Origin of the sequence: Pseudomonas uvaldensis, assembly GCF_021271205.1 — a bacterium.
GTDB classification, from domain to species: domain Bacteria; phylum Pseudomonadota; class Gammaproteobacteria; order Pseudomonadales; family Pseudomonadaceae; genus Aquipseudomonas; species Aquipseudomonas uvaldensis.
Genome location: NZ_JAIWKS010000006.1, coordinates 170,925 through 183,524, shown reverse-complemented (window position 1 = coordinate 183,524; position 12,600 = coordinate 170,925). Strand labels below are relative to the sequence as shown.

At 59.8% G+C, this 12,600-nt stretch carries 13 protein-coding genes; 7 read left to right on the top strand and 6 right to left on the bottom strand.

The features are described 5' to 3' along the window. Positions 1-28 precede the first annotated feature (28 nt). Positions 29-1,849 carry a translational GTPase TypA gene (gene typA / locus LCU97_RS15715; RefSeq protein WP_053147843.1) on the bottom strand — a complete coding sequence of 607 codons (1,821 nt, stop codon included), beginning with the start codon at positions 1,847-1,849 and terminating at the stop codon, positions 29-31. Between the two features lie 138 nt (positions 1,850-1,987). Continuing rightward, positions 1,988-3,442 carry a tRNA uracil 4-sulfurtransferase ThiI gene (gene thiI / locus LCU97_RS15710; RefSeq protein WP_232777106.1) on the bottom strand — a complete coding sequence of 485 codons (1,455 nt, stop codon included), beginning with the start codon at positions 3,440-3,442 and terminating at the stop codon, positions 1,988-1,990. Between the two features lie 326 nt (positions 3,443-3,768). Between thiI and glnA the strand changes: the two genes are divergently transcribed. From glnA to ntrC, 6 genes are all read left to right on the top strand, one after another. Next, entirely contained in the window at positions 3,769-5,175 is a 1,407-nt protein-coding gene (gene glnA / locus LCU97_RS15705) for a glutamate--ammonia ligase (protein WP_053147846.1), read from the top strand. 114 nt (positions 5,176-5,289) lie between these two features. Then, positions 5,290-5,850, top strand: a complete 561-nt coding sequence (locus tag LCU97_RS15700) for a chorismate mutase (protein ID WP_082339663.1) — start codon at positions 5,290-5,292, stop codon at positions 5,848-5,850. Positions 5,851-5,948: 98 nt separating this feature from the next. Beyond that, entirely contained in the window at positions 5,949-6,467 is a 519-nt protein-coding gene (locus tag LCU97_RS15695) for a DUF4124 domain-containing protein (protein WP_053147848.1), read from the top strand. Then, positions 6,464-7,084 (top strand): DUF4124 domain-containing protein, encoded by a 621-nt coding sequence (locus LCU97_RS15690; RefSeq protein WP_053147851.1) that lies wholly within the window; start codon positions 6,464-6,466, stop codon positions 7,082-7,084. Before LCU97_RS15695 ends, LCU97_RS15690 begins: the two co-directional genes overlap by 4 nt. A gap of 232 nt (positions 7,085-7,316) precedes the next feature. Then, positions 7,317-8,402, top strand: a complete 1,086-nt coding sequence (gene glnL, locus LCU97_RS15685; protein WP_053147853.1) for a nitrogen regulation protein NR(II) — start codon at positions 7,317-7,319, stop codon at positions 8,400-8,402. Next, on the top strand, positions 8,399-9,835 hold the full coding sequence (gene ntrC, locus LCU97_RS15680; RefSeq protein ID WP_053147855.1) for a nitrogen regulation protein NR(I): 1,437 nt from the start codon (positions 8,399-8,401) through the stop codon (positions 9,833-9,835). The genes glnL and ntrC overlap by 4 nt, the downstream gene beginning before the upstream one ends. Positions 9,836-10,325: 490 nt before the next feature. Here ntrC and LCU97_RS15675 read toward each other — a convergent pair whose 3' ends face one another. Further along, positions 10,326-10,763, bottom strand: a complete 438-nt coding sequence (locus LCU97_RS15675; protein ID WP_053147857.1) for a hypothetical protein — start codon at positions 10,761-10,763, stop codon at positions 10,326-10,328. On the opposite strand from LCU97_RS15675, the gene trmL reads away from it, so the two are divergent. Then, complete coding sequence (gene trmL, locus LCU97_RS15670) at positions 10,762-11,217, top strand: tRNA (uridine(34)/cytosine(34)/5-carboxymethylaminomethyluridine(34)-2'-O)-methyltransferase TrmL (protein ID WP_053147859.1); 456 nt, start codon at positions 10,762-10,764, stop codon at positions 11,215-11,217. The genes LCU97_RS15675 and trmL overlap by 2 nt on opposite strands. Positions 11,218-11,349: 132 nt before the next feature. Here the strand turns inward: trmL and secB are convergent, their stop codons facing one another. From secB to LCU97_RS15655, 3 genes are read right to left on the bottom strand one after another with little or no spacing between them, the layout of a single operon-like run. Next, positions 11,350-11,832: a protein-export chaperone SecB gene (gene secB, locus LCU97_RS15665; RefSeq protein ID WP_053147861.1), complete on the bottom strand. Its 483-nt coding sequence runs from the start codon at positions 11,830-11,832 to the stop codon at positions 11,350-11,352. A 37-nt stretch (positions 11,833-11,869) separates the two neighbouring features. Continuing rightward, entirely contained in the window at positions 11,870-12,124 is a 255-nt protein-coding gene (gene grxC / locus LCU97_RS15660; protein ID WP_053147863.1) for a glutaredoxin 3, read from the bottom strand. Between the two features lies 1 nt (position 12,125). Continuing rightward, a complete protein-coding gene (locus LCU97_RS15655; RefSeq protein WP_053147865.1) occupies positions 12,126-12,539 on the bottom strand; it encodes a rhodanese-like domain-containing protein in 414 nt (137 codons plus the stop codon). Between the last annotated feature and the right edge of the window lie 61 nt (positions 12,540-12,600).

The following is a 12,600-nucleotide window of genomic DNA, read 5'->3' as shown; positions in this document are numbered from 1 at the left end:
CGTTTTTCATTCAGCCGGGGCTAAACGATCAAGCCTTGGCTTTCTTGGCAGCGCGGGTACGCTCGCCTTCGTCCAGGATCTTCTTGCGAAGACGGATGGACTTCGGTGTCACTTCGCACAGTTCGTCGTCCTGGATGAATTCCAGGGCCTGTTCCAGGGTGAAGCGAACAGGTGGAACCAGGGCGATGGTTTCGTCTTTACCCGAAGCACGCATGTTGTCGAGCTTCTTGCCCTTGGTAGGGTTGACGCCCAGGTCATTGTCACGGCTGTTCAGACCGACGATCTGGCCGTTGTAGATTTCCTGGCCGTGCTCGACGAACAGCTTGCCACGTGCCTGGAGGGTTTCCAGGGAGTAGGTCAGCGCCTTGCCGGTTTCGACCGATACCAGAACACCGTTCTGACGGCCGGACATGTGGCCGGACTTCATGGTGTCGTAGCGATCGAAGATCGAGGTCAGGATGCCGGCACCGTTGGTCAGGGTCAGGAACTGGTTACGGAAGCCGATCAGGCCACGCGCCGGGATGTTGTATTCCAGGCGCACACGGCCCTTGCCATCCGGGGACATGTTGGTCAGGTCGCCCTTACGCAGCCCCATCTCTTCCATCACCTTGCCCTGGGATTCTTCAGGGATGTCGATGGTGACGTTCTCGAACGGTTCCTGCTTGACGCCGTCAACGACGCGGATGATCACTTCCGGACGGCCTACGGCCATTTCGAAGCCTTCGCGACGCATGGTTTCGATCAGTACCGAGAGGTGCAGCTCACCACGGCCGGAAACCTTGAACTTGTCGGCCGAGTCGCCTTCTTCAACGCGCAGTGCCACGTTGTACAGCAGCTCCTTGTCCAGACGCTCCTTGATGTTGCGGGAGGTCACGAACTTGCCTTCCTTGCCGCAGAACGGCGAGTCGTTGACCTGGAAGGTCATGGAAACGGTCGGCTCGTCCACGGTCAGAGGCTTCATCGCCTCGACAGCGTTCGGATCGCACAGGGTGTCGGAGATGAACAGCTCTTCGAAGCCGCTGATGCAGACGATATCGCCGGCTGCCGCTTCTTCGACGTCCACGCGGTGCAGGCCGTGGTGACCCATCAATTTCAGGATACGGCCGTTGCGCTTCTTGCCGTCGACATCGATCGCCACCACCGGGGTGTTTGGCTTGATGCGACCACGAGCGATACGGCCAACACCGATCACACCCAGGAAGCTGTTGTAGTCCAGGGCCGAGATCTGCATCTGGAACGGACCGTCACGGTCAACGGCAGGCGCTGGGACGTTGTCGACGATCGACTGGTACAGCGGGGTCATGTCTTCCGCCATGGCGGTGTGGTCCAGGCCGGCAATGCCGTTCAGGGCCGAGGCGTAGACGACCTGGAAGTCCAGTTGTTCGTCGGTGGCACCCAGGTTGTCGAACAGGTCGAAGATCTGGTCCAGAACCCAGTCAGGACGCGCGCCCGGACGGTCGACCTTGTTGATCACGACGATCGGCTTGAGGCCGGCTTCGAAAGCCTTCTTGGTCACGAAGCGGGTCTGCGGCATAGGGCCGTCCTGGGCATCCACCAGCAGCAGCACGGAGTCGACCATCGACATCACGCGCTCTACTTCACCGCCGAAGTCGGCGTGGCCGGGGGTGTCCACGATGTTGATGTGGTAGCCGTTCCAGTTGATAGCGGTGTTTTTCGCCAGGATGGTAATACCGCGCTCTTTTTCCTGGTCGTTGGAGTCCATCACGCGCTCGTCGTTGAGCTCGTTGCGCTCCAGGGTGCCGGATTGGCGCAGGAGTTTGTCAACCAGGGTGGTCTTACCATGGTCAACGTGGGCGATGATGGCGATGTTGCGTAGATTTTCGATCACTTGTGTATCTCGATCAGAGGATTCGGTGTGCTGACAGGTCGTGGCAGCGATTTACGTTGAGTCCGACAAAGCCGTTACAGCTTGCCGGCGGCGTCGGGGGGCCGGTGACGCAGGCCACAGGCAAACAGCCCCGGGCACTTAGCTCGGTCGATAAACGCGCACATTGGCATGCCCCTCACTGAGCAAATGGTGAGCATGCAGGCGACTCATCACGCCTTTGCCGCAATACAACAGGTACTGGCGAGTAGGGTCCAGTTCCTTGAAACGCGCGTTCACTGCATAGAACGGCATCGTTTTTACCTCGACGCCGGCGACGCTCAGCGGGTCATCCTCAGCTTCATCCGGGTGACGGATGTCGATGACGATCTGGCCGGCCAGCGCTTCGCCGACTTCTTCAACCTGGATGTCCTGGCCCAATTCATCGATCACCCGATCGATCGGCACCAGCCTGGCGTTTTCGATTGCACGATCGAGCACCGCCATGTCGAATTCTTTCTCTTCATGCTCCACGCGCCCGCGCTTGGCAGCCGTCTTCGGATTGACCGAAATGACCCCGCAATATTCCGGCATGTGGCGGGCAAAATCGGCGGTGCCGATGGCTTCGGCCGTGTCGATGATGTCCTGCTTGTGGCTCGCGATCAGTGGGCGCAGCACCAGTTTTTCGGTGACACAGTCGATGACCGACAGGTTCGGCAGCGTCTGGCTCGACACCTGGGAAATCGCCTCGCCGGTGACCAGCGCGTCGATGTGCAGGCGGTCAGCGATGCTCGACGCGGCACGCAACATCATACGCTTCAAAATGACGCCCATATGACTGTCGTCGACTTTCCCGAGAATCTCGCCCAGGACTTCCTCGAACGGCACACTCACAAATAACACGCGCTGGGAGCTGCCGTACTTCTTCCAGATAAAGTGCGCCACTTCCATTACGCCCAGTTCATGGGCACGCCCGCCAAGGTTGAAGAAGCAGAAATGGCTCATCAGCCCGCGACGCATGATCTGGTAGGCCGCCACTGTGGAGTCGAAGCCACCGGACATCAGCACCAGCGTCTGCTCCAGCGCGCCCAGCGGATAGCCGCCGATGCTGTCGTGCTGGCTGTGGATCACGAACAACCGCTGGTCGCGAATTTCGATGCGCACTTCGATCTGCGGTTCTTTCAGGGAGATACCGGCGGCACCGCATTGCCGGCGCAGCTGGCTGCCGACGTACTTCTCCACGTCCATGGAACTGAACGGGTGTTTGCCGGCACGCTTGCAGCGCACCGAAAAAATCTTGCCGGCCAACGCATCGCCATAATGAAGCTTGCATTTGGCGACGATGTCGTCGAAGTCCCCCAGCGGATATTCATCGACCTGCAGGAAATGCGCGATGCCCGGCATGCAGCTCAGGCGTTCGGTCATTTCCTTCAAGACCTTGGGTTCGCTGACGCGCGTTTCCAGCTCGAGGTTGTCCCACACGCCGTTCACCACCACGACCGGGTCCAGATCACGGAGCACGGCGCGAATGTTCTTGGCCAACTGACGGATAAAACGCGTCCGGACAGGGCGGCTCTTGATGGTGATCTCGGGGAAGACTTTTACGATTAGTTTCATGAAAACAGCGCGCGAACGGCCAGCCGAAAAAGGGGGGCGCGGATTATAGCGGAAATTGCTCAAGGTTTAACCAGTTAATATGCAGTCGGTTTTAATGCACCAAAATGGATCACCTACACTGATGATCGCCACATTACAGTGCGTGATTGTCCGACAATCCCCGTTTTCGGCTCTCTGAAAGCGTGGGTTTGGTGCAAAAAACCCATGCTGGGGCACTGGCATGCAATTTGCTCCCTTGTGAGGCAGGTTGCCTTGGCCGAGTATTCGCGCCGGCATCACTCATATTCAGGGCACACCATTACCGCCCGAAGCCACCCGGAGGACATATGTCGAAGTCGGTTCAACTCATCAAAGATCATGACGTCAAGTGGATTGATCTGCGCTTCACTGACACCAAAGGCACTCAACATCACGTGACCATGCCGGCCCGTGATGCGCTGGATGACGATTTCTTCGAAATCGGCAAGATGTTCGACGGTTCCTCCATCTCTGGCTGGAAAGGCATTGAAGCTTCCGACATGATCCTGATGCCGGACGACGAAACCGCGGTCCTGGATCCGTTCACCGAAGAACCGACCCTGATCCTGGTCTGCGACATCATCGAACCTTCGACCATGCAAGGCTATGACCGCGACCCACGCGCCATCGCCCACCGTGCCGAGGAATACCTGAAGTCCACCGGTATCGGCGACACCGCTTTCTTCGGTCCAGAGCCTGAGTTCTTCATCTTCGACTCGGTCAAGTTCAAGTCCGACATCTCCGGTTCCATGTTCAAAATCTTCTCCGAACAAGGTTCGTGGATGTCCGACCAGGACGTGGAAGGCGGTAACAAAGGCCACCGTCCAGGCGTGAAAGGCGGTTACTTCCCGGTTCCACCGTTCGACTTCGACCACGAGATCCGTACCTCCATGTGCAACGCACTGGAAGAAATGGGCCAGACCGTCGAAGTTCACCACCACGAAGTGGCGACTGCCGGCCAGAACGAAATCGGCGTGAAGTTCAACACGCTGGTCAAGAAGGCTGACGAAGTCCAGACCCTGAAATACGTTGTACACAACGTTGCCGACGCTTATGGCCGCACCGCGACCTTCATGCCGAAGCCTCTGTACGGCGACAACGGTTCGGGCATGCACGTTCACATGTCGATCTCCAAGGACGGCAAGAACACCTTCGCAGGCGAAGGCTATGCCGGTCTGTCGGACACTGCCCTGTACTTCATCGGCGGTATCATCAAGCACGGTAAGGCCCTGAACGGCTTCACCAACCCGTCGACCAACTCCTACAAGCGTCTGGTTCCTGGCTTCGAAGCTCCGGTCATGCTGGCCTACTCGGCTCGCAACCGTTCCGCCTCGATCCGTATTCCTTACGTCAACAGCCCTAAAGCGCGCCGCATCGAAGCACGCTTCCCGGACCCGGCTGCCAACCCGTACCTGGCCTTCGCTGCACTGATGATGGCCGGTCTGGACGGTATCCAGAACAAGATCCACCCTGGCGATGCCGCCGACAAAAACCTGTATGACCTGCCGCCTGAAGAGGCCAAGGAAATCCCACAGGTTTGCGGTAGCCTGAAAGAAGCCCTGGAAGAGCTGGACAAGGGCCGTGCGTTCCTGACCAAGGGCGGCGTATTCAGCGATGACTTCATCGACGCTTACATCGCACTGAAAAGCGAAGAAGAAATCAAGGTTCGCACCTTCGTACACCCACTGGAATATGAGCTGTACTACAGCTGCTGATCCGGTAGCGTCGCCCAGGCGGCGTGAATCAAGAGAGGCCTCCTTCGGGAGGCCTTTTTTGTGGGCGCAATATACGTGCATCATGCGTCACCCCCAGCAAACGAGAGATCATCCATGACTTTGCGCTCCAAGCTCTGCCTTGCCCTCTCAGCGGCGTTGATGGCCACCGCCGCCAACGCCACCCCAGCCCCCGATGCCCTTACCCCGCTGCTTAACGCCATTGGCGAACGCATCGCCATCGCCGATCAGGTGGCCTTGAGCAAATGGGACAGCCATAAGCCAGTGGAAGACCGTCAGCGCGAGCGCGAAGTCATCGCCGCCGCTGTCGCCCAGGCGCCGGTCTACAAGCTGACGGCCGAAACCGTGGAGACGTTCTTTGCAGCTCAAATAGAAGCCAACAAATTCGTGCAGTACGTCGATTTGTCCGACTGGGCCATGGAGGGCAAGGCCCCGGACATGCCACGCGCCGACCTGGTGAACCAGATCCGCCCGCAACTCGACCGCCTGCAAAAACGTCTGCTGCAGCAACTGGCCGATTTCTCCCCTTACCGCACCGACCCACAATGCCCGCGATGGATCGCCCGAGCCACCCACCATAACAAGCAGCACCCGATACGCCGGCTCGCCCTGATCCGCGCCACGGCGGAGTTGTGCATCACACCACCAAAAGCCTGACCCAACCCATTCCCTCTGGGTCAATGCGCAACGACTTGGGCCAACCGCCCTTCCTGACCTATGCTGGAATCCAACACTTTCATTTCTCGGTTGATTTTATGGGTCGTGGTTTTCCAGGCGTTCTGTTGTTGCTGTTGGCGTTGCCTGCGGCGGCGCAGATCTACAAATACACCGACGCCAACGGCAACACCGCCTACAGCAACCAGCCGCCTGAGGGAGTGCCGGCCCAGGCGGTCGAGCTGCCACCGCTCAACAGCATCGAACCCCAGGGCCCGAGCAGCCCGGATACTCCGACGCCCCCTGCAATCAACGAAAAGCCGCGCAACGCCTACCAAACGCTGGAGCTGACAGACATTCCCACCGAAGAAGCCCTGCGCGCCAACAACGGCACCTTTACCGTGGGCGTCCGAGCCCAGCCACGCCTGCAAAGCCCACATCGGTTCAGACTTCTGTTGGACGGCCAGCCCTATGGCCAGCCGACCAATGTGCCGCGGCTGCAATTAGTGAATATCGACCGAGGCGAGCACAGCCTGGCGGTCCAGGTCATCGACGCAGACACTGTCGTGCAACAAAGCGAAACCGTCACGTTCACGGTACAACGGGTGCACCGGCCATGATCCGCTGGATGCTCCTGGGCCTGGCCCTGGTCGCCCTGCCGGGGCTCGCACAGGTCTACACTTACATCGACGCCCAGGGTAATCGGGTCTTTACCGATCAACCGCGCCCCGGCAACGCGAAAAAAGTCCAACTGCCGCCCGGCAACCGGATGCCAACCCCACCCGTCAGCACCGCACCGGCACCGACCTCCGACGAGCCGCCCAGGCCCGTGTTTCATTACGAGATGCTCCGACTGTTAATTCCCGAGCCGGACGCCACGATACGCAGCACCGCCGGCGAGCTTATCGTCACGGCTACCAGCGAACCGGGACTGAAAAAAGGCCACCGCTACCGCCTGCTGCTGGACGGCCAACCCACGGGCGAACCCGGACCAAGCCCGGTATTTGCCTTGAGCAACGTTGATCGCGGCACTCATCACCTTGCGGTGGAAATCCTCGATGAGCAGGACCGTATCGTCGAACGTACCGCCAACCAGCCTTTCCACATGCAGCGCATGTCCCTGGCGCAGAAGCGCCGCGTCAAGCCCTGCGCCATGGCCGATTATGGTCAACGTCCGGAATGCCCCCTGGCCGACAAGCCCGAAGAAGAAAAGAGCAGCATCCTTCCATTCTTTTAGCGCCCATCAAGCTTGCGCACTATATTGGTGCAAAAAGTTGCAAGCCTTCCCATCGGCCTGCCCTTTTTGGTTCGAAAGTACCCGAAAAAACTGGCAGAACGCCACGTAACTGGGCGAAATCCAGCCCATTAAGGCTCTAAACGCTTCTTTTCGGAGCCTTGGTTTGGTTTTTGCATTTTCCTTGGCACCAGCGCGTCATACGCGTGCTTGCTACGCTTCAAAAGAGGTCCTGATGACCATTAGCGACGCACTACACCGCTTGTTGCTCGACAACCTCACCACCGCGACCATCCTGCTCGACGCCGAACTGCGCCTCGAGTACATGAACCCGGCGGCGGAAATGCTCCTGGCCGTCAGCGGCCAACGCAGCCATGGGCAATTTATCAGTGAGCTGTTCACTGAGTCGGCCGAGGCGCTCAATTCCCTGCGCCAGGCCGTAGAGCAAGCCCATCCGTTCACCAAGCGCGAAGCAATGCTCACCGCCCTGACCGGCCAGACCCTGACCGTGGACTATGCGGTGACACCGATCCTGAACAACGGCGCGACTCTGTTGCTGCTCGAGGTCCATCCTCGTGACCGCCTGTTGCGCATCACCAAGGAAGAGGCCCAGCTGTCCAAGCAGGAAACCAGCAAGATGCTTGTGCGTGGCCTGGCCCATGAAATCAAGAACCCTCTTGGCGGGATTCGCGGCGCGGCACAGTTGCTTTCCCGGGAGCTGCCGGAAGAAAGCCTCAAGGACTACACCAACGTCATCATCGAGGAAGCGGACCGCTTGCGAAATCTTGTGGACCGAATGCTCGGTTCGAACAAGCTGCCCTCACTGGCGATGTGCAACGTCCACGAAGTGCTGGAGCGCGTTGGCAGCCTCGTGGAAGCGGAAAGCCAGGGCTGCATCACCTTGGTGCGCGACTATGACCCGAGTATTCCCGACGTCCTGATCGACCGCGAGCAAATGATCCAGGCCGTTTTGAATATCGTGCGCAACGCGATGCAGGCCATCAGCAGCCAGAACGAACTGCGCCTGGGCCGCATCAGCCTGCGCACCCGCGCCATGCGCCAGTTCACCATTGGCCACGTGCGCCATCGCCTGGTGACCAAGATCGAAATCATCGACAACGGCCCGGGCATCCCCCCGGAGCTGCAGGAAACCATCTTCTTTCCCATGGTCAGCGGCCGTCCGGACGGTACCGGGCTGGGCCTGGCCATTACCCAGAACATCATCAGTCAGCATCAGGGCCTGATCGAATGTGAGAGCCACCCTGGCCACACCACCTTTTCGATCTTCCTGCCACTGGAACAAGGAGCCACATCGACATGAGCCGTAGTGAAACCGTGTGGATCGTCGATGACGACCGTTCTATCCGCTGGGTCCTGGAAAAAGCCTTGCAACAGGAAGGCATGACCACCCAGAGCTTCGACAGTGCCGATGGAGTCATGAGCCGCCTGGCCCGTCAGCAGCCGGACGTCATCATCTCCGACATTCGCATGCCCGGCGCCAGTGGCCTGGACCTGCTGGCCCGGATTCGCGAGCAGCACCCGCGGCTACCGGTGATCATCATGACCGCCCACTCCGACCTGGACAGCGCCGTTGCGTCCTATCAGGGCGGCGCTTTCGAGTACCTGCCCAAGCCGTTCGATGTCGATGAAGCGGTGTCGCTGGTCAAGCGCGCCAACCAGCATGCCCAGGAACAGCAAGGTCTGGAAGAAGTGCCAGCCTTGGCCCGGACTCCGGAAATCATTGGCGAAGCGCCAGCGATGCAAGAGGTTTTCCGCGCCATCGGCCGCCTGAGCCACTCCAACATCACCGTACTGATCAATGGTGAATCGGGCACGGGTAAGGAACTGGTCGCTCACGCCCTGCACCGCCACAGCCCGCGGGCGGCCTCGCCGTTCATTGCGCTGAACATGGCGGCGATTCCCAAGGATTTGATGGAATCCGAACTGTTCGGCCACGAAAAGGGCGCATTCACCGGCGCGGCCAACCTGCGTCGCGGGCGCTTCGAGCAGGCCGACGGCGGCACGCTGTTCCTCGATGAAATCGGTGACATGCCGGCCGACACCCAGACCCGCTTGCTGCGCGTGCTGGCCGACGGAGAGTTCTATCGAGTGGGCGGCCACACGCCGGTCAAGGTCGATGTGCGCATTATCGCCGCGACCCACCAGAACCTGGAAACCCTGGTCCACGCCGGAAAATTCCGCGAAGACTTGTTCCATCGCCTGAACGTGATTCGCATCCATATCCCGCGTCTGGCGGATCGTCGCGAAGACATCCCGACCCTGGCCAGGCATTTCCTCAGCCGCGCAGCCCAGGAACTGGCGGTGGAGCCCAAGCTGCTCAAGAGCGAGACCGAGGAATACCTCAAGAACCTGCCGTGGCCCGGCAACGTGCGCCAGCTGGAGAATACCTGCCGCTGGATCACGGTCATGGCGTCGGGGCGCGAAGTGCACATCGGCGACCTGCCACCGGAACTGTTGAGCCTGCCACAGGACTCGGCACCGGTGACCAATTGGGAACAGGCCTTGCGCCAATGGGCCGACCAGGCGCTGACCCGTGGCCAGTCGAGCCTGCTGGACAGCGCCGTCCCGAGCTTCGAGCGGATCATGATCGAAACCGCCCTCAAACACACCGCTGGCCGCCGCCGCGACGCTGCCGTGCTGCTGGGCTGGGGCCGCAATACCTTGACCCGCAAGATCAAGGAATTGGGGATGAAGGTCGATGGTGGGGATGATGATGAGGGGGATGAGGGCTGAAGAACCTGTGGGAGCGGGCTTGCTCGCGAAGGCGGCGTGTCAGTTCGCATCGATGTCGGCTGACATACCCTCTTCGCGAGCAAGCCTGCTCCCACATCAAGGTTCGTGCACCGCTCTAATGCACTACGAATCGCAATTGCGCACGCGCTTTAAGCCAGCCGCCTAAGACTCATGTAGAAAAAAAAGCCCGGTACCAGGTAAAAGCCCCGTAATACGGGGCTCTGAGCCTGAACACCAAATTTTCTGTGGCAGTTCATCTAAATCTGGCACGCCCCCTGCAATAACCCAATCACTACCCAGTTTCGGGGACCTTGGTACAGGCAGGCCGGGGATTCCCCATTTTATTCAGGGCTCATCGAGCCCAACGTTTTGGGGGCCTTGATACAGGCAGGTCAAGGTTTCCCTTCTTTACGCCCAGGGCTGAGCGCCGACCGCGAGCCCTCCCGTTTTGGGGTCCTTGGTACAGGCAGGCCGGGGATTCCCTCTTTTATTACTCCTGGAGACGGACCTCCAGCCGCCAGCGGCCATCCACCTCGCTGCCGGCCCACTGGGCGCGCAACGGACGCGCCGCCACCAACGTCAGCAACAGCCCCTTGTCACTCAACCGAACACGCCAGTTCACATCCTTGCCGTTGAATTTCAACTGTCCCTTCTGCGCCTGACCCTCTGCTTCGAACAGCAGCGCTACGGAGCCGTCAATGATTTCTCCATGCAACCTGGCTTCGTCGCTGAACCAGGCCACCAGCACGCCATCCGCCACCTCGATCTGCTGCAGCACGCTTGGCTCGGGATTGGTCAGGCGCCCGATCATCAGACCGATCATCAAGCCGAAAATCGCCAGCGAAGCCAATACCCGAGGCATTTGCGTCGAACGGCGGTCGGTTTGCGGCGTAGAATGCCGCTCATCTTCATCTGCGGAGCCGTGCATGTTTCACGTCATCCTTTTTCAACCGGAAATTCCACCGAATACCGGCAACGTCATCAGGCTCTGCGCCAACAGCGGCTGTCATTTGCATCTGATCGAACCGCTGGGCTTCGAGATGGACGATAAACGCCTGCGCCGTGCCGGCCTGGACTACCACGAGTATGCCACCTTGCAGCGCCATGCAAACCTCGCCAGTTGCCTGGAAAGCCTCGGGCATCCGCGCCTTTTCGCCTTCACCACCAAGGGTTCGCGCCCCTTCCACGACGTCAGCTTCATCCCGGGCGATGCGTTCGTATTCGGTCCGGAAAGCCGGGGGCTGCCGGCTGAAGTGTTGGACGCTCTGACGGCGGAGCAACGCCTGCGCCTGCCGATGCGCGAAGGCTGCCGCAGCCTGAACCTTTCCAACACCGTGGCGGTCGCGGTCTATGAGGCCTGGCGGCAGAATGGTTTCAAGTAACACTCATAACTAATGTGGGAGCGGGCTTGCTCGCGAATAGGGAGTGTCAGTAGGCATTAATGTCGCCTGACACTCCGCGTTCGCGAGCAAGCCCGCTCCCACAATGGACTTGCGTAAACGCTCAGGGTGGAATTACTGAACGGTCGCGCCGCCTTCCTGCTGCATGCGCTGCAATTCTTGCGCGTACAGGGCATCGAAGTTCACCGGCGCCAGCATCAGGGCCGGGAACGAACCGCGGGTCACCAGGCTGTCCAGGGCTTCGCGAGCGTACGGGAACAGGATGTTCGGGCAGAACGCGCCCAGAGTGTGGCTCATCGAAGCTGCGTCCAGGTTCTTGATCAGGAAGATCCCGGCCTGCTGCACTTCGGCGATGAACGCCACTTCCTCACCGTTCTTGACCGTGACGGACAACGTCAGCACCACCTCATGGAAGTCTTCTTCCAGGGCTTTCTGACGGGTGTTCAGGTCCAGGCCTACACTCGGCTCCCACTGCTGGCGAAAGATCGCCGGGCTTTTCGGGGCTTCGAAGGACAGGTCGCGTACATAGATGCGCTGCAAGGAGAATTGCGGTGCGGCTTCTTCTTCGCTGGCAGCTGTGTTCTGTTGGTCAGTCATCGCAGATCCTTCTTACATTCAGGTTCTTGGTAGGGGTTCAAGCCTGGAGCATCGCGTCGAGCTTGCCGGCGCGCTCCAGGGCATACAGATCGTCGCAACCGCCCACGTGGGTGTTGCCGATCCAGATCTGCGGCACGGACGTGCGTCCGGCCTTGCGGGTCATTTCGGCGCGCAGTTGCGGCTTGCCGTCGACCTTGATCTCTTCGAAGGCCACGCCTTTGTTCTGAAGCAGGAACTTGGCCCTGGAACAATAGGGGCAGTAATCGCTGGAATAGACAACGACGTGGGTCATCTCACTTCACCAGGGGCAGGTTGTCGGCTTTCCAGCTTGCCACGCCACCGGACAGCTTGGCGGCGGTGAAGCCGGACTTCATCAGTTCGCGGGCATGGGTACCGGCGGTCTGGCCCATGGCATCGACCAGGATAATGGTCTTGGCCTTGTGTTTTTCCAGCTCGCCGATACGCGCGGCCAGCTTGTCCTGAGGGATATTCACCGCGCCGACGATGTGGCCAGCGGCAAAATCCTTGCCCGGACGGATATCCACCACCACGCCCGCATCCTTGTTGACCAGCGCGGTCAGTTCGCCTGTGCTCAGGCTACGGCCGCCGCCCTGCATTGTATGGGCAATCAGCAATGCCAGCAGAACGACGAAGATGCCGACAAGAATATAGTGGTTAGTGGCAAATTGAATCAGGTGAGCAACCATCGAAGGAGGTTCCAGGGCGTTAAAATGTCGGCCAGTATACACAGCACGCAAGGCCGGCCAA